The sequence below is a fragment of the Lacrimispora struthionigena genome, assembly GCF_048627165.1.
Classification (GTDB): Bacteria; Bacillota; Clostridia; order Lachnospirales; family Lachnospiraceae; genus Lacrimispora.
Genome location: NZ_JBMBWP010000002.1, coordinates 1,911,239 through 1,928,978 on the forward strand (window position 1 = coordinate 1,911,239; position 17,740 = coordinate 1,928,978).

Annotated in this window: 13 protein-coding genes; 1 reads left to right on the plus strand and 12 read right to left on the minus strand. The window is 43.6% G+C overall.

Annotation, left to right across the window (positions count from 1 at the left end; all coding sequences use genetic code 11):
• Positions 1-10: 10 nt before the first annotated feature.
• The 3 genes from secD to scfA form a co-directional block, all read right to left on the minus strand.
• The gene (gene secD, locus ACOAOT_RS18030) at positions 11-2,164 is read right to left on the minus strand and encodes a protein translocase subunit SecD (RefSeq protein WP_420218234.1); all 2,154 of its coding nucleotides are present in this window, start codon (positions 2,162-2,164) and stop codon (positions 11-13) included.
• Positions 2,165-2,226: 62 nt separating this feature from the next.
• A complete protein-coding gene (scfB, locus tag ACOAOT_RS18035; protein ID WP_420218235.1) occupies positions 2,227-3,621 on the minus strand; it encodes a thioether cross-link-forming SCIFF peptide maturase in 1,395 nt (464 codons plus the stop codon).
• A 128-nt stretch (positions 3,622-3,749) separates the two neighbouring features.
• Positions 3,750-3,896 (minus strand): six-cysteine ranthipeptide SCIFF, encoded by a 147-nt coding sequence (scfA, locus tag ACOAOT_RS18040; protein ID WP_097003442.1) that lies wholly within the window; start codon positions 3,894-3,896, stop codon positions 3,750-3,752.
• A gap of 183 nt (positions 3,897-4,079) precedes the next feature.
• Here scfA and ACOAOT_RS18045 point away from each other — a divergent pair, with 183 nt between their 5' ends.
• Positions 4,080-4,439, plus strand: coding sequence for a TIGR04086 family membrane protein (locus ACOAOT_RS18045; protein ID WP_170824178.1), 360 nt, complete (start codon positions 4,080-4,082; stop codon positions 4,437-4,439).
• 640 nt (positions 4,440-5,079) lie between these two features.
• On the opposite strand, the gene ACOAOT_RS18050 is transcribed toward ACOAOT_RS18045, so the two are convergent.
• The 9 genes from ACOAOT_RS18050 to ACOAOT_RS18090 all read right to left on the minus strand — a co-directional run bounded on the left by ACOAOT_RS18050 (position 5,080) and on the right by ACOAOT_RS18090 (position 17,738).
• Positions 5,080-6,357, minus strand: coding sequence for an HlyC/CorC family transporter (locus ACOAOT_RS18050; protein ID WP_420218236.1), 1,278 nt, complete (start codon positions 6,355-6,357; stop codon positions 5,080-5,082).
• Positions 6,358-6,444: 87 nt separating this feature from the next.
• On the minus strand, positions 6,445-6,912 hold the full coding sequence (locus ACOAOT_RS18055; protein WP_420218237.1) for a signal peptidase II: 468 nt from the start codon (positions 6,910-6,912) through the stop codon (positions 6,445-6,447).
• A 19-nt stretch (positions 6,913-6,931) separates the two neighbouring features.
• Complete coding sequence (clpX, locus tag ACOAOT_RS18060) at positions 6,932-8,332, minus strand: ATP-dependent Clp protease ATP-binding subunit ClpX (RefSeq protein WP_420219448.1); 1,401 nt, start codon at positions 8,330-8,332, stop codon at positions 6,932-6,934.
• A 191-nt stretch (positions 8,333-8,523) separates the two neighbouring features.
• Positions 8,524-9,939, minus strand: a complete 1,416-nt coding sequence (locus ACOAOT_RS18065) for a S1C family serine protease (protein ID WP_420218238.1) — start codon at positions 9,937-9,939, stop codon at positions 8,524-8,526.
• A 174-nt stretch (positions 9,940-10,113) separates the two neighbouring features.
• Positions 10,114-11,997 (minus strand): LCP family protein, encoded by a 1,884-nt coding sequence (locus tag ACOAOT_RS18070; protein WP_420218239.1) that lies wholly within the window; start codon positions 11,995-11,997, stop codon positions 10,114-10,116.
• Between the two features lie 36 nt (positions 11,998-12,033).
• Positions 12,034-13,452, minus strand: a complete 1,419-nt coding sequence (locus tag ACOAOT_RS18075; RefSeq protein ID WP_420218240.1) for an undecaprenyl-phosphate glucose phosphotransferase — start codon at positions 13,450-13,452, stop codon at positions 12,034-12,036.
• A gap of 98 nt (positions 13,453-13,550) precedes the next feature.
• A complete protein-coding gene (locus ACOAOT_RS18080) occupies positions 13,551-14,540 on the minus strand; it encodes a glycosyltransferase family 2 protein (protein WP_420218241.1) in 990 nt (329 codons plus the stop codon).
• Position 14,541: 1 nt separating this feature from the next.
• Positions 14,542-16,734 carry a glycosyltransferase family 2 protein gene (locus ACOAOT_RS18085; RefSeq protein ID WP_420218242.1) on the minus strand — a complete coding sequence of 731 codons (2,193 nt, stop codon included), beginning with the start codon at positions 16,732-16,734 and terminating at the stop codon, positions 14,542-14,544.
• Entirely contained in the window at positions 16,731-17,738 is a 1,008-nt protein-coding gene (locus ACOAOT_RS18090; protein WP_420218243.1) for a glycosyltransferase family 2 protein, read from the minus strand. The genes ACOAOT_RS18085 and ACOAOT_RS18090 overlap by 4 nt, the downstream gene beginning before the upstream one ends.
• Between the last annotated feature and the right edge of the window lie 2 nt (positions 17,739-17,740).

Consider the following 17,740-nt stretch of genomic DNA (forward strand, 5'->3'; position numbering starts at 1 on the left):
TTCCTTACTTTTATTTTTTGCTTTTTTTCGCAGTTGCTTTCACACCAGAATTCTTCTTACCCTTATTCACAGTCATAATATACCACAGGGATCCTGTGATGCATACGGAAGAATAGGTACCGCATACAATACCCACCATGAGCGGAAGGGCAAACTCCCGAATGGAGGAAACTCCCATAATAAACAGAACAAATACCATAACAAATGTGGTAAGAGAAGTATTAATACTTCTGGTAAAGGTCTGAGTGATACTTAAGTTAACGATCTCAGCAAGCTCCAGCTTACTCTGAGTCTTTAAGTTTTCACGGATACGGTCAAAAATAACAATGGTAGCGTTGATAGAATAACCTACAATCGTAAGCATGCAGGCAATAAATGTAGAACCTACAGACCATTTTAAGATTGCATAAAAAGCAAGTACAACAAGCACATCATGAACCAGTGCCAGTACCGCACTGCTTGCAAACCGGATATCCTTAAACCGGAACCAGATATACAGAAGCATACAGATGGTAGCTATAATAACAGCCACAATTGCATCACGCTTCATTTCCTGGCTGATTGCTCCGGAAATACTCTCTGCAGTGATCTTCTCTGATTCTACTCCAAAATGCTCTACCATGGATTTATTAAGCGCTTCTCTCTCATCCACAGTTAATGTTCTTGTCTTAATAATAACTTCGTTTGTACCTGCTACCTTCTGAGTCTGTACATCGGCATCTTTGGTAATCTGCTCAACCACCGGAACTACATCGGAAGAGATTTTTTCCAGAGTCATGTCTTCATTAAATGTAACATTTGTGGAAGTACCGCCTTTAAACTCCATGCTGTAATTTAAAATACTTCCAGTCTGGGACCGATTCACTCCAAGCCATGCAAGACCAATAACAATAACAATGAGGGAGGCAGAAAACCAGATCATACGCTTTGAAACAAAATCGATGGGCTTTCTATCCTTTTTGATACCATACATTTTTTCATTTTCAAATCCCAGTTTAAACAGACTGTTTAATACGAACTTTGTCACAAACAGTGCAGTTATCATGGAAAGTACGATACCAATGGCTAGTGTGGAAGCAAAGCCTTTTACTGTACCGGATCCTCTCCAGAACAGCACAGCTGCTGCAATTAATGTTGTAACATTTCCATCGATGATTGCAGACAACGCTTTATGAAAGCCTGCCTCGATGGCACTTTTTACATTTTTTCCAAATCCGATCTCTTCTTTGATACGGGTAAAAATAATTACGTTTGCATCCACCGCCATACCAATGGACAGAATAATACCTGCAATACCAGGAAGAGTAAGAGTTACCTCAAACGCCTCTAACAAAATTAAGATCACGCCTACATAAATAGACAGTGCGATAACAGAAGCAACTCCTGGAAGCAAATAAACTAGAATCATAAATACAGCCACAATGGCAAATCCAATTGCACCTGCCTTTAAGCTGGTACTGATGGCTTCCTGTCCCAGTTTTGCACCCACTACATTGGAACGTAATTCTTCCAGTTCGAGAGAAAGAGATCCAATACGAATGGTAGAAGCCAGTGTTTCCGCTTCCTCATAAGAGCTCATTCCGCTGATCTGACACTGACCCTGGGTAATTGGTTCCTGAACAACTGGATTTGAGTACATCTTTCCGTCATAGATAATCGCAATTCGTTTCCCAACATTGGCAGTAGTCGCATCACCAAATACTTTTTTTCCGTCATCAGTAAACGTTAAATCTACCATATATTGCTTGATGCCGTTATTCTCAGTAATAACAGGTTTTGCAGTAGACACCTGATTACCATTTAAAATAACTTTTCCAGCTTCATCTGTAAATGTCAAGGAACCAGGTTTTCCAAGTTCTTCAAGAATTGCATTAGCATCTGAAACGCCAGGGATATCAACGTTAATACGGTTGTCACCCTCCTGATATACCTCTGCCTCAGTGCTGTAGTTTTGAACTCTCTGCTGCAGCTTGTAGATGGTATCCTTCATGTCCTCTTCACTTGGTTTTTCTTCTTTTGCCTGATAGGTAATGCTGACGCCCCCCGCCAGATCAAGTCCAAGCTTAATGTCACCCATGGTAGTATATCCAAAATAACCGAATAAACCAACCATCACCAGTGCAAAAATCAGCCCTAACAGGCCCTTGCCTTTGTTACTTTTCATGACTTTTCTCCTTCACTTTTGGATTAAAACAAGTTTAAGTCTGAAAGCTGAAACTTTCAGTCTTATTCTTCAGCCAATGCTGCCTTAATCATGATCGCACACTCAATCCGTTTCTTCTGCATCTCGCAGCCGGTATCATACGCATCCGTAATGCTTCCATGAAAATTATAGGAGTTAGCTGCACAGCCCCCGCTGCAATAAAACCTTGCGAAGCAATCCCGGCATTTGTCTTTTGCATAAACGTTGCAAAGTTTAAATTCATCGCGGATCTGTGTGTTTGTCACACCTGTATCTACATTGCCCAGAAGAAATTCTTCTTCTCCGACAAATTGGTGGCATGGATAGAAATCACCCCATGGCGTAACCGCCAGATATTCGGTCCCTGAACCGCAGCCAGACAATCTCTTGGCCACACAGGGTCCCTGAGTCAGATCAATATTAAAGTGGAAGAAATTAAATCCTTTTCCTTCCTTCTGTCTCTTAATATACTCAACAGCCAGCTTATCATACTCCTCTAAAATAGCCGGAATATCTTCCTGTCTGATAGAATAATCCTCTTCATCCTGAGCCACAACCGGTTCAATGGACATGCTCTCAAACCCAAGATCTGCAAACTCCAGAACATCTTTGGCAAAATCCATATTATTCCGTGTAAACGTACCCCGGATATAATAATCCTTTTCCCCTCTCAGCTTTGCGAACTTCTGAAATTTAGGAACGATCAGCTCATAGCTTCCCTTCCCGTTCCGGAACGGACGCATCTGATCATTAACTTCCTTCCGTCCATCAAGACTCAACACCACATTGCTCATTTCCCGATTGCAGTATTCCATAATCTCATCATTTAAAAGCACGCCGTTGGTAGTCATGGTAAAACGGAAGTTCTTATTATATTCTTTCTCTTTTGAGCGCCCGTATTCAACAAGTTGTTTTACAACATCCCAGTTCATCAGCGGTTCGCCGCCAAAAAAGTCCACTTCCAGATTCTTACGGTTACCGGAATTGGCAATCAGAAAATCCAGTGCCTTCTTACCAACCTCAAATGACATCAGCGCACGGCGTCCATGATACTCTCCTTCTTCCGCAAAGCAGTACTTGCAAGCAAGGTTGCAGTCATGAGCAATATGCAGGCAAAGAGCCTTCACAACGGTCTTTCTCTTTTTAAAATCAACCACATAATCATGGTAAATATCCTTGGTAAACAGTTCCCCTTCATCGATCAGAAACTGAATTTCTTCCAGAGCCTCTCTCACCTCAGCCTCTTCATAGGTACTTAAAAGCTCTAAAAGCACTTTCTCCTCCGCTTCCTTTGGAAGCGCTGCGGCCTTGTCCATATCTGGCACCAGCGGTGCTGCAATCTTTACAGCATCATACATAACCGGATCAACGGAATGAACAGACCCGCTGTTGACATCCATAATAATATGGAAGCCGTTATTAATATATTGATGGATCACTTGTATTCTCCTTAATTAAGATTTAAACCCATAATCATATTTAGCAGACAAGCGAAGCAACCCCTACCGTCTAACGACCGTAGGGGCATGTGCTTATCTGCCTTATGGCTGTACTATACAGTTTTATACTAGCGATTGCTGTTTTCGCAGCTCTGGTTACCTACTGTACAGGATGTTTTACAAGCTGACTGACAGGAAGTCTGGCACTCACCGCAGCCGCCTTTTTTCATAGATTCTTTTAATGTACTGGAACTTAATGTTTTTACGTGTTTCATAAACTTACACCTCCTGTATTTGCCTAATTCTTTGAGATTATACCACATGTTTTTAACCAGTGCAAGATGAATTGCCCCCTCAGGGAGGTGGCGAAACATTTTTTTCAACCGCCAATATATTCGAATATCCTCCCTGATGGACGAATATACTGAACCAGAAGACAAGACATAAGGAGAAAAAACATGGAAAAATCAAAGCTTCAGGTCACACTTAGAAATCTGCTTGTCACCTACATACTGACCGGAGTCCTGCTGGTGATCCTGGCCTTAGCGCTTTATAGATTCCGGCTGAAGGAAGGTCAGATCCGGCTGGGTGTCAATGCAGTATACGTAATCACCTGTCTCTTTGGAGGGATTCTCATGGGGAAGAGCATTAAGCAAAGGAGATTCTTCTGGGGCCTGCTACTGGGTCTTTTGTATTTCCTTGTGCTGCTGGCAGTTTCCTTTATGCTGAACAGAGGGATTAACGGGTCGATGAATCAGATACTGACTACGATGGCGATCTGCGCAGCTAGTGGGACTGCGGGGGGGATGCTTAGTTAGTGGGGGACGGTTGGTTTAGAGATGGGGAGTTATGGGGGCTGGCGGAAAATGAGGAGTCCGGTCCCCGGATACGCTCATGGTTTCGGACGGGATAGGTGTAAGGGAGAGAAAGCACAAAAATAAGGACACCGGCACCATTCGTCAGGTTTTCTTGATGAAAACCCGACTCAGGGCGCCTAAAAAACGGACTTTGTGAGTCCGTTTTTTGTCCTCATTTTTGCACTTCCTCTCCCTAACACCTATCGACGCCCTCCACAAATCGCTTTATCCGGGGACCGGACTCCTCATTTTCTGTTCAACACTGCTTCTCCATCTGGGAAAAAACGTCGCGGACGAAAAGGTGAAATAAGCACCTTTACTTCGTTAGGATTGATGACGTGGAGGAGTTCTTTTAACAGTGGAGGGGCCTGATGCGTCGCTGGAAACAGGACAGACCAAGAGGGGCGGAGACGGTTTGGAGGCGGGGTTAGAACTTCTTAGGCCGGAGAGGTGCAAAAAACATGGGCGGAAACTGGCTTCAAAGCCAATTTCCGAGGAAACCCTGAGCGCGAATTTCTTTCAGAAATTCGGGTGAAGTGTTTCCGATCCCATGTTTTTTGTGCCTGTCCGGTCTTAGAAGTTCTCCCGCCGAAACTCCGTCTCAGTCCCTCTTGGTCTGTCCTGCTTCTTCAACTCCCAGATACATTCTCACTTTATCAATTCGATTCTTATCCAGGGCTTCTACTACCAGCCTGATATCACCGTAAATCACTTCTTCTCCCTGCTCGGGTAGACGGTCTAAAAGTCCGATGATTAAGCCCGCTATGGAATCGTAGTCCTCTGATTCCAGTTCCAGACCAAGCCTGTCGTTTAAATCGTCTAGTTTCATGGAGCCTTCTACAAGGTATTCCTGGGGGGCTACTTCTACCAGCTCGTTCTCTTCGTCTTCATCGTATTCGTCCCGGATCTCTCCTACAATCTCCTCCAGTAAATCTTCCAGAGTGATCATGCCGGCTGTCGCTCCGTATTCGTCCAGGACGATAACCACGTTGTTACAGGTCTGGCGCATCTCTATCATGAGTTCAGCTGTTTTTTTGTACTCATATGTATAGAGGGGCTCTCTTAGGAAATCACGGATGTTAAAATCGGTGCTGTTATCGGTTAAAAGAAGGTCTTTCATGTTGATGATTCCAATTACATTGTCATTGGTTTCTTCATATACAGGAATTCTGGTGTACATCTCCTCGCGGAAAATATCGATCAGCTCTTCGTATGTGGCATTTACGTCTACTAAGGTCATGTCAATACGAGGTATCATGATATCCCTGGCTACGGAGTCACCGAAATCAAATACATTGTTAATCATCTTTCTTTCTTCTGATTCAATTACGCCCTCTTCATGGCTTACATCTACAATGGTTCTTAGTTCATCTTCTGTAATGGAATCCTGCTTTTTGTTGGGGTTCACGTGGATGAAACGCAAAAAGCTGGAGGAGAGGATGTGCACTACGTAGATGACTGGTGTCATGATTGTCATAAATGCGTAGATGATTTTTGCATATTTTAAAGCAATCGTTTCGGAATATAAGGTTGAAATGGTCTTAGGGGAAATTTCACCGAAAACCAGAATTACAAGTGTCAGAATGCCGGTCCCAATACTGATTGCCTTATTCCCCCAGATACTCATGACCAACGTAGTGGACATGGAAGAGGCGGTTAAGTTAACCACATTGTTCCCTACAAGAATCGCGCTGAGCATCTTCCCCTGGTTCTCCAGTATCTTCGTAAGCGTGATGGCATTCTTGTTGCCTGCTTCTGCCAGTGTCCTGACCCTGATCCGGTTCACCGTTGTAAATGCTGTCTCAGCGGATGAGAAAAATGCTGATAATGAAACTAATAAAATTAACGTAAGCAACTGTATATAGTCACTCGAATCCAAAAAAATCAACTCCTGTTTTTTTATATTTTATGAATGATTGTACAATAGAAAAACGGCTGTGTCAAGAAGACAGCCGTTTTTTTTGGTTTAGCGCTCTTTGAATGCACGTATGGTTTCAATTATGATGATGAGACCAGCACCCAGAAAGATGAAGAAATCGCCCAGATTAAAGACTACTTTTTTTAGCTTGCCATACTGAATACTGAAATAGTCTACTACGTAATGACGAACCAGACGGTCGTACAGATTGCTGACCGCTCCTCCAAGGGCTATGGAGAAGGCAAGCTTTTCTGCAGTTTTTCCTTTGCTTTTTAAGAGGCATGCTAACATTCCTCCAATGAAGGAGGCAACTGCAAGGGGAATCATGGAAACAAGTTCCGGGTGGTCTTTTAAATAGCCAAAGGAAAAGCCCGGATTGTGATTTTTGTACAGAAGAATCTTACCGCCGCTTTTCTGTAATTCTTTGGGGAAGTCTGATTCGCTTTGCTGTTCTATGGCCTGCTTGATGAATAAGTCGAGAGCCGCAAGGATACCTATGATACCGATATATAGCATGTTTCACTCTCCTTTCTTCTTATCCTCTCATCTGGATGAGAGGGCCTCCGTTTTTGTCTAAGTAAGCTCTGGTGATGATCACGGAACCGATGTTGGGGTCTTTGGGAATCTCATACATGATGTCCAGCATGAAGCTTTCTATGATGGCACGCAGGGCTCTTGCACCGGTCTTTTTTTTCAGTGCTTCCTCGGCAATCCATTCCAGGGCTTCGTCTTCAAATACCAGTTTTACTTCGTCCAGCTCTAAAAGCTTCTGGTACTGTTTTAATATGGCATTCCTTGGCTCGTTTAATACCCGGACTAATAGTTCTTTGGTTAAGGTCTCCAGGGTGACTGTGATGGGGAGTCGTCCGAGAAACTCGGGTATCATTCCGAATTTTTTTAGGTCTTCGTTGGTTACACGGGAGAGTATGTTGGCATCCTTGTCGTACTTGTCTTTTAATTCGGAGGAAAATCCTATGGAGGTCTTTTCTTTCAGGCGCTCTTTGATGATATCCTCCAGATCTGGGAAGGCTCCGCCGCAGATGAACAGGATGTTCTCGGTGCGTACGGTTGTCATGGGGGTCATGGCATTCTTCTGGTTTGCACCTACAGGGACTTCTACGGTGCTTCCTTCCAGTAACTTTAATAGTTCCTGCTGGACGGACTCGCCGCTTACATCTCTGCTGCTGGTATTCTTCTTTTTTGCAATTTTGTCAATTTCATCGATGAAGATGATTCCACGTTCTGCACGCTCTACATCGTTGTCAGCGGCAGAAAGAAGCTTTGATACTACGCTTTCAATGTCATCGCCAATGTATCCGGCCTCTGTCAAGGAGGTGGCATCTGCGATTGCAAGGGGGACATCCAGGAGTCTGGCCAGTGTCTTTACCAGATAGGTCTTGCCGCTGCCGGTTGGCCCGATCATGAGAATGTTGGATTTCTCGATTTGGACGGCATCTTCGTCGTTCTGGGCTGTGTCTGCAAGGTATACCCGCTTATAGTGATTGTAGACCGCCACGGATATGGCTTTTTTCGCCTGCTCCTGGCCGATGATGTATTCGTCAAGCTTCTGACGGACGGTATGGGGAGCCGGGATGTCTTTTCGTTCCAGCTGTTTTTTGGGCTCTTTGTCGGATCTTTTTTTGATTTTTTGTTTTTTGGGAATCTCCAGATCTTTGTTTAGGCTTCCCAGATCGTTGAGGTTTAAGTTCATGTAGGGCATTCCGGGGAGCTTGCTTAGGTCAAGGCCTCCCTGAGTGACGGAATCAAAGGCTTTCTGCATACAGTCGTGGCATAAGTTCATGCCTCCTGGCATGGATACCATGGAACCTGCCTTGCTTTCTGGTCTGCGGCATACGTAACATATTTTTTCGTATTCTGATTCGTCTTCTTTTTTTTCTTTATCAATATCAGAGTTTTGGATCTTGTCGTCTTCCATCTTCTCCTCCAGAAAATCTTTATCGTTCAAAGTATAATCTCCTTTTGTCTGTAATTCTATACTGTATATCAGATTATTATAAAGCATTTAAAAGAGTCGTACAAGAGGAGACAGACAGTTTAGAGTTTTTTAATGAAATGGAAAACTCCCGGAATTCCTCTGAGGATTCCGGGAGTCTGATTTTTTATTTGTTATTGCTGATTGGCGTCTGCTGGCTTTTTGCCCAGGGTGATGTCAACGTTACGTTCTACATACTGGCCGTTTTCCAGGGACTGTACAGTCAGGGATACTTTTGTTCCTCCTGCATAGTATTTGAGCATGCTGGTTAAGTCATCATAGGTTTTGATTCCCTGTCCGTCGAATTTGGTGATGATGTCTTTTTCACGAAGATCTGACTGGGAAGCTGCTCCGCCTTCTACAATTTTGTAGATAAATACACCCTGAGGCATACCCAGCTGCTGGCTGGTGGTGGAGTCAATGTTCTTGCACTGGATTCCTAAATAACCCTGATCATTGTCTGCAACCTGAGTTCTGGTCTTCTTGGTTATGAGACCATCTATGATTGTCTGGGCTTTGGAGATTGGAATGGCGTATCCCATACCTTCTACTTCTGTAGAGGAATATTTGGCTGAGTTAATGCCGATTACTTCTCCCTGCATATTTAAAAGTGCGCCGCCGCTGTTACCTGGGTTAATGGCTGCATCGGTCTGAAGCAGATCACGGTTTGTTCCGTCTTCGGTCTGTACAGCACGGTCAAGTGCACTGATATAACCTACGGTTACAGACTGGCCGTATCCAAGTGCATTACCGATGGCAATAACGCCCTGACCTACTTTTAATGTTTCGGATTTTCCAAGTGAAGCAATGGCTATTTTGGATAATGTGTCAGAGGAGATATTTTTTAATGGAACTGCTATCACTGCCAAGTCACTGTCTGCATCGGTTCCTTTAATGGCTGCATCTACTGCTGTCTGATCAATAAAGGTAACTTTTAACTCCTTGGCTCCCTGAACCACGTGGTTGTTGGTGACAATTAAAAGCTCATCGTCGTTTTTGCCAACAACGATTCCGGAACCGCTTCCTTCTCCTTCCTGCTGCATGGGGCCAAACCATGTCTGGCTTTCATAGACCACCTTGCTTGTAATGGCAACTACCGATGGCATTGCTTTGTCAACGATAGGGGAAACGTCATTGATTGTGGATATACTGGATGTATTGGAAGCGGGAAGTGAGTTGTTTCCTGATGTTGTGGGAAGGGTTTCCGCACGGCTTATCTCTACTGATTTATTTTGAGCATAGGAGCCTGCTGCCCAGTTGATTCCCACAATGGTACTGCCGGCAACGATTCCAAAGACCAGAGCACTTCCAACAACTGCTGCTGCCTTTTTTCCGAAATTGCCTTTTTTCCGTTTCTTTCCTTCTTCCTCATAAGGGGTCTGGTCCGGTGTTCTCTGATAACGGTATTCCTGATAATGGGGAATGGTGTTCTGAGACTGTTCCTTTTCCGGTTCCGGATCTCTCATTATAAAATTGGTTGTTACGGTTTCTTCTTTATTGGCTTCCGGGTTTACCCGGCCTGTTTCAATATTGTCATTTTCGTCATACATAACATCAATCTCCTTTCATGTATGTTTGTTATCTCATCTGATAAACAAAGTCTACCAATGAAATGTGACCATTCTGTGATAAATCTATATTGAATATGTGAATTGAAAAAATCCCTGCAAAAACAGCTTTTTTACAAAGCGCTGTGTGCAGGGATTCTGTATTTTATTTTAAGTTTAATTGACTGGAGGTGCAGGAACTACAACAGTATCTGTATTGCCCCCTGGAGCTGTTGCTGCTGTGGTGGGAGCCGTATCGGTCTGCTGTTTCGTGGGAGCTTCACCAGGACCTGTCGTCTTTGTTTCCTCCGGGACAGCTGCCTTGGTTGTCTCGCTGGTTCCAGGTCCAGCCGATGTAGTCGTTGTCTCAGTGGTTCCTGAGGTGGTTGGTTTTGTCTCTCCCGGTTTTCCAGTGCCTTTGGTGGTTTCATTAGGTTTGGTTTCTTTTGTGGGGCCTGTGACATTTTCAGAGCTTTCAGTAGTCTTTACAGGGTTTCCGAATTCGTCAGTGGCACTCACAGTTTCCTCTTTGCTTGTCTCTTCTGCCTCTGTACTCTTCGTCTCCTTTACCGCCGGTTTGGTTTTGTCTCCGCCATCATATCCCTTGTCAGTGGGCACATGATCCACGCTTGTTCCCTGCTTATACATGCCGGAATCAGCCGCAATCTTGGCACTGATCTTTTTCACCATATCGGAGGGTTCATAGCTGTCCTTGTCGAAAAGGAATTTATGCAGCTGTACCACGTTTGTTTCCAATGTCTGAGGAATTACACAGTCACCTTTTTTACCTATGTCCATATCGCCGCGGGCATATGGGAAGCCGCCTGTTTCACCAATGTGATATTTACCAATATCTAATAACAGTTCAGTAAAATCACTGAATGTTAAATTAGAGCCGATCTGGTCAACTTCCATAAGAAGAATTCTGTTAAGCAGACCCAGATCCGCTTTCTTTGCCTTTTCAAAGGATTTCTGAATTACAAGACGCTGACGCTCTGTTCTTGCAAAGTCTGTATCCATCTTTCTGAGTCTGGCGTAGGCCACGGCCTGAACACCATCTAAATGATTGAGACCAGCTGATTTTAAATGAACGGATGGAACTCCGGTTTTCTCAACAGTCTCTGTAATAAAGGAGTTGATATAACGGAATTCTGCCTTGCTGATATCGATATCCACGCCGTCCAGCATGTTAATTCCATCTGCCACGGACTTCCAGTTGAAGGTCACATACTCGGTGACATCCAAATCTAAGTTTCTGTTAATTGCTGCAAGTGCCTGGGCAGCACCGCCATTTGCATAGGCTGCATTAATCTTATTATAAGTATTGCCTTCATTGATGTTTAAATATGTATCACGGAAAATGGATACAATTTTTATTTCTCCAGTACCTCTGTTTATATTACAAAGCATAATAACATCGGCGTTGGTTCCTTTATTTACATTACCATCACGGCTGTCAACACCGAATACTGCTATGGTCCGATATCCGGTCATATGCTTCTTCTGATCTGCAGTCATCACTTCGTTACGTACCTGATTTGTATTAAAATTATCGGGCTTCTGGATCGAACCCATGAGTCTCGACACATATGCATAGGAGAAAATAAGTGCGAGGGTAAATATTTCTGCAACTGCAAGGATTATGAATTTACGGATCCGTCTCTTTTTTTCTGTATGAGCAGCTAACCGGCTGGCTGCAGCGGCCTTCTCCTGAGGAGAAATTCTTGGCTGCTGTCTGGAAGCACCGTCTCCGATCACGATCTGATCTCTCGCAGGTGTTCTTCCTTCCTCTTTAGAGGCGCGGCTTCTGCGGTTTTCCTGTTCCATGTTCGTTCTGGCCCTGTTCTCTTCCGGCTGCCTTGCACCAGTCCTTTGGGGTCTGGCAGCGTCTTCCGGCTGTCTGCGTGTTGTGCCTGCCGATGCCTGCTGTCTGCCTGCTGATGATTGTCCTTTAAACATGGGCTGCCCGCTGCTGCTGGCAGAATCTGGCTTCGAATCAGAACCGCGCCTTTCTTTTCGTGAGCTTTCACGGTTTAATTCATCATCAAAATCATTTCTCATTTACTTATCCTCATCCTAATTGTGTCGTATCCGATATCAGTACGCATTTTTATTAATAAAACCTTTGAACATCGTCAGGAACAGGATCTTAATATCAAATCCCAGTGTCCAGTTTTCAATATAATAAAGATCATGTTCAATCCGTTTTGTAATGGAAGTATCTCCCCGAAGGCCGTTTACCTGAGCCCAGCCTGTGATTCCGGGGCGCACCTGATGCTTAATCATGTACCTTGGGATTTCCTCTTTGAATTTTTCTACAAAAAGAGGCCGTTCGGGTCTAGGACCCACCAGGCTCATATCTCCCCTTAATACATTAAGAAACTGCGGCATCTCATCAATACTGGTTTTTCTGATAAAACGCCCCACCGGGGTAACTCTGGAATCGTGTTTGGTTGTCCACTTCATTTTCTCTTCTGAAGGAGCCTGTACCACCATGGACCGGAATTTGTACATATGGAATGACCGGTTGTGAAGCCCGACTCTCTCCTGCTTATAGATAAGAGGACCGGGAGCAGTAAGCTTGATTAATATGGCAGTAAGAAGCATAATCGGCGAAAAGACCAAAAGAGCAAAGGCTGCTCCGAATATGTCTACCGCCCGTTTTAACATGGCGTTTACCGGGTCAGTCAGCGGCACACGCCGGATGTTGACCACAGGAAGCCCCTGGAGGTCTTCGATGTAAGGCCTTGTGGGAATCATATTATTATAATCAGGTATAAATTTGGTGTGAACTCCTGATTTCTCACAGGAAGCCACAATCCGTTCTAAATCCGCATATTCGCTGATGCTTAGGGTAATGGCAATTTCGTCAAGGGAATTGAGGGCAAGTATCTCATCTAAGTCACTTACCTTTCCTATGACATGAATTCCTTTAAACTCATAACCCCATTCTTTCTTATTGTCAAGTATTCCTTTGATCTGATAGCCCCATTCAGGATTCATACGCACCCGTTCAATAAAGCCTTCTGCTGCGCGGCTGTAGCCGATCAGAAGGATATGCTTCTGATTGTATCCCTTGGTCCGCATGGAATGAAGGGCCATACGGATTAAATTTCGTTCCGCTGTCTCCAATATGACATTGACAGCAAAGAAATAAAATACCAGTCTGGTTGAAAACTCACTGAAATACGGGTTTTTCTTAACCAGGAACAGACTGAGGGTAAAAAGCAGAAGCCCCAGTACGTTGGCTTTTAAGATATTAGTAAACTCGTAACGCCTTTCCTGAACCCGCTTCGGTGCATACAGCTGGAAAATGCCGTAGAGGAGCAGATAGGTCGGCAAAATCAGGAGAAGCGCCGCAAAATAGTACTGAGGTGGCAAAACCTGCTTATAGGGACTGAAGAACCAGTTTCCCAGTAAAAGAAGCAGCCAGGCAATCACATAAGACAGAATTATAACCAGTCCATCCAGTACTACATGAAACCCATTAAATTTTTTTTGATTATCTTTAATCATAGCAGCAAAACCTTCCTACTTGCATGACTCCATACTCTTCCATGATAATTTCCCGTTTATTATACATGATATGTCAATATGATGCCATTAAAATATTCTTAAATTGACCTGTCAATTTTTAGTTTCCTTTTCATAAATTCCCAAACATAGAGAAATGTGCCCAATATCAGCTCTCCCTCAATTCTTATATAATTACCAAGGCGGGACATTTGAAACCTGACTTTCTTTGTTTTTTTCAAAGTTTTCAGCCCTTCCTTCACTCCTTCTATATAATCAGAAGCGAAGCCAATCCGACGGAAAAACATATATTTTACCGCCATTCCGGCCAGAATGGGAAGAAAATTCAGGATTAACTGGAGCAGAGGCATATTTTTATAATTCAGATAAAGATTGTTTCTTGCAGCCAGTTTTACTTTAAAGGAATTGTATTTGGAACCACTGGTTCCGCTCCCCACATGGTAAACCACAGCTTTGGGGCAATACCAGTTCTCGTAGCCGAAGATCTTCGCCCGGTATCCCACATCGATATCCTCCAGATATGCGAAATGGTCCTCATCAAAGCCTCCGATCTTATCAAAAACGTCTCTCCGGTAAATGGCAGCGCCAGCACAGGCAGAAAATACACGGCAGGCTTTATTATACCCGCTGCTTTTTTGTCCCACCCCCCGTTGATAGGCCCAGCCTAATACGCTATACATATCTCCGGCGTCATCCATCAGATCTTTATGGTAAAGCTGAATCATCTTACTGCTGACGGAGAATATCTTAGGAGAACGCTCGATGGCTTTTACCATCTCTTTTACGTAATCCGGCTGAGGCTCTGTATCATTGTTTAGTAATATGACATAGGGGGTTACTGATTCCCGGATTCCGATGTTGACTGCACCGGAAAATCCCGTATTCTCTTCTAAAAATATGGAGGGAATCTGATGGTCTTCCAGCCATTTTACACTGCCGTCAGTGGAGCCGTTATCCACCACAAGAAGCTCAAAGTTCTGATCACTTTGAGCTCTTAAGGCCTTAAAACAGGGTTCCATAAATTTTAATCCGTTATAATTGGGAATAATGATTGTTACTTTCTTTTGCATCTTAAACCTCTAACTGATAGGGTTCCCCTATTTTTTCTTTCTTCAAATCCCTCAGTGCAAAATTGGATTTGCGAAGAGTTAAATTGGGGTTATAGTAGGGATCACCGTCCCGTAAAATATCCGGCCATTTTTCTGAAAATTTCCTGATCTCCCTGTTGAAGCGTTCCACCTTTTCTGGTGTATCCTCCAGTCCTCTGGACTTTGACTCATAATGATAGAACAGAGCATAGGGTACGTAAACAACCAGTTTATTTAAGGAACGAATCTTCATGCAGTAATCAATGTCATTAAATGCAACCGCCAGGTCTTCGGAAAATCCTCCCACCTGATCAAACAGGGACCGCTTGCTCATCATACAGGCTGCAGTAACCGCACTGTAATTTCTTGCACACATGGCCTGATTGAAATAACTGCTCTCCGCCTTATGAAGACCAATAAAGGTGTGGCCTGCGATTCCGCCGAATCCGACAACGACTCCGGCATGCTGAATGGTATCATCGGAATACAGAAGCCGTACTCCTGTAATTCCTACATCTTCTCTCTGGCAGTATCCTAACATCTCTTCAATACTCTCGGGATTAATCAGCTCCGTATCGTTATTTAAGAACAAAAGGTACTCTCCCTTTGCAAAGGTAACACCAAAATTATTAATGGCAGAATAATTGAATTCTCTTTCCCATGTTACAACATGAACAAATTCAAATTCTTTCTGAATCTTCTCATAGTAGGCAAATGTTGCCGGATCCGCGCTGTTATTTTCCACTACAATGAATTCCAGATTTTTATAAGTTGATTTTTCAATCAGGGAACGCATGCATAAATCCAGGTCTGCACTGTGATCCTTGTTTGGAATAATCACAGATACCAGAGGGTCTCCCGTAATTTCAAATGTTGTGTGGTAGATGCCGTAGTCGATCCCCTTTTCAACAGACTTCACAGGGATTCCCAACCGGTCATAATGGGCTTTCACAGCTCTGGCACCGGCTTCAAAAGCATAGAGTTTGCTTTCCGGATTACTTGCTGTTGAATCCTGATGGCACCGCCAGTGGTAAAGTGCTTTTGGAATATGACAGATTTTCCTTGCCTTCTCTGTACATCGTAAAATAAAATCATAATCCTGGGCTCCGTCAAACTCTTCCTTAAATAATCCTACTTCCAGAAGCAGTTCATGGTTTACCACAAACAGATGGCAGATATAGTTGACACTGGTTAATAAATCCGGATTGAAATCAGGTTTGAAATGAGGCTCAAACAATTCTCCTCCGTCGATATCAAGCTTATCTTCGTCGGTATAAACTACATCAATTTCAGGATCCTGATTAATGGCCTTTACACATTCAAATAGTGCATCAGGCGCCAGAGTATCGTCATGATCTGCAAGAACAATGAAATCACCGGTAGCCATCTCAATGGCAGCATTGGTATTGCCTGAAATGCCCTTGTTTTCTCCCAGTATCACATAACGGAACCTTTCATCCTTCATGGCATAGCGCTTTAATACCCGCTCCACACCTTCCCCCTTCGGGCTTCCGTCAGCCACACAGACCTCCCAGTTTGTATAGGTCTGGGCAAGAAGGGAATCAAGCATTGCAGAAAGGAAACGTTCCGGTGTTTTGTAAGCAGGTATGACAACGGAAAGTTTTGGCATATAGTCAAATACCATCTCTTTCTGCTGTGCCAGTTCTTCCTCCGTTGTTTTTGTAAGGGATACCCATTCCGGATAATCGTAATCGCTGTCAATTCCCTGAAGCTTATGTCTGGATTTAATCACGAAAGCTTTGAGTCCGTTTTCCATAAGAAAATCCATGGCAGACTGCAGGGTCTGCTTATTCATCATACTCTTTAATTTTGCTGACTTTTTGTGGGAAGAGCTGTTCTGCTTTTCAATAATATCTGCATTCAGCTTTACCGCCACTGATTTGTTTTCACATTTAATCACCAGAGTCCGGTCTTTTTTGCTGTCCCTGACATAAGGAATCCGGATATCAAAACCAAGATCTTTTTCAACTGTCTTCTTAAAATAAATCTGGCTTACATCGTCTCTGCGTACCGGTACGTATTTAAATTCCACAGGGGTATCCTGCTCATCAAGCACCTGGAACTGTACCTCTTCTTCCGGAGTTTTTCCGATCACCCAGCCGTTTAATACGATGGAATTGTCACGGATCCTCATAACATCTATCTTATATTTCATCTCTGTTTCCCATCCTCCATGGAGGCTGCCATAAGAAGCAGATCCTCATCTGTATCTTCCTGTGCACCGCAATTAAAATTAATCCGTTCTTCTTCAATCACAAGAGGACGTTTCATGATGCGGGCATTGATGGAAAGAATGTACTCTCCTACAAGACCGATAAAAAATATCTGAACGGATCCTAAAAAGCACATGCCAATCAGGAGAGGCGCCATTCCAGCAGGGAAACGGTCCCAGTAAATCAGCTTTAAAATCAGATAAACAAGAGCTACCATCATGCTGGCGCAGGAGCAGATGCTTCCGAAAATAGTTGCCAGACGAAGTCCGACCTTGGTGTAGGAAGTAATGCTTAGCATTGCCGCATCATAGAGCTTAAAAAAATCATTGCTGGTTTTCCCAGCCCGCCGTTTGGGCTGCTCATAAGGAATTTCTTTTCTTTTGAAACCAAGTTCTGCCACAATCCCCCGAAGGAACGGAGTGGGATCATCAAGCTGTCTTAAAACCGCAATAAATGTTTTATCATAAAGTCCAAATCCGGTAAAATGTTCGATCTGCTCCACATCAGACAGTTTTTTAATCATCTTGTAGTAACAGCTTCTCAGCCAGTACATAATCTTACTTTCCTTGCTGGACTTTTTAATTCCGATTACGATTTTGTAGCCGTCTTCCCATTCCTTTACGTATCTGGGGATCATCTCCACCGGGTCCTGAAAGTCTGCCGCCATCAAGATCGTACAGTCGCCGTCCGACTGAAGCATGGCATAGTATGGGGAGTTGAACTGTCCAAAATTTTTGGCATTAAAGATTCCTTTTACTCCCTGGTCCTTTGAGCATAAATTACGGATTATCTCTCTGGTTCTGTCCGCGGAATCATTATCAATAAAAATCAGTTCATAACGGTATTTGTTTAATTCCCTTTTAAAAACGCCTGATATAGCCTGATACATGGCTTCTACGTTTTCTTCCTCATTATAACAGGGAACTACAATGCTTATTGTTTTCATCT

Excerpts from the sequence above, each read along its gene's own strand:
- ACOAOT_RS18070 (WP_420218239.1), bottom strand. The coding sequence starts at position 11,997 with ATGAGAAATGATTTTGATGATGAATTAAACCGTGAAAGCTCACGAAAA.
- ACOAOT_RS18065 (WP_420218238.1), bottom strand. The coding sequence starts at position 9,939 with ATGTATGACGAAAATGACAATATTGAAACAGGCCGGGTAAACCCGGAA.
- clpX (WP_420219448.1), bottom strand. The coding sequence starts at position 8,332 with ATGGAAGACGACAAGATCCAAAACTCTGATATTGATAAAGAAAAAAAA.
- ACOAOT_RS18075 (WP_420218240.1), bottom strand. The coding sequence starts at position 13,452 with ATGATTAAAGATAATCAAAAAAAATTTAATGGGTTTCATGTAGTACTG.
- scfA (WP_097003442.1), bottom strand. The coding sequence starts at position 3,896 with ATGAAACACGTAAAAACATTAAGTTCCAGTACATTAAAAGAATCTATG.
- ACOAOT_RS18045 (WP_170824178.1), top strand. The coding sequence starts at position 4,080 with ATGGAAAAATCAAAGCTTCAGGTCACACTTAGAAATCTGCTTGTCACC.
- ACOAOT_RS18090 (WP_420218243.1), bottom strand. The coding sequence starts at position 17,738 with ATGAAAACAATAAGCATTGTAGTTCCCTGTTATAATGAGGAAGAAAAC.
- ACOAOT_RS18080 (WP_420218241.1), bottom strand. The coding sequence starts at position 14,540 with ATGCAAAAGAAAGTAACAATCATTATTCCCAATTATAACGGATTAAAA.
- secD (WP_420218234.1), bottom strand. The coding sequence starts at position 2,164 with ATGAAAAGTAACAAAGGCAAGGGCCTGTTAGGGCTGATTTTTGCACTG.
- ACOAOT_RS18055 (WP_420218237.1), bottom strand. The coding sequence starts at position 6,912 with ATGCTATATATCGGTATCATAGGTATCCTTGCGGCTCTCGACTTATTC.
- ACOAOT_RS18085 (WP_420218242.1), bottom strand. The coding sequence starts at position 16,734 with ATGAAATATAAGATAGATGTTATGAGGATCCGTGACAATTCCATCGTA.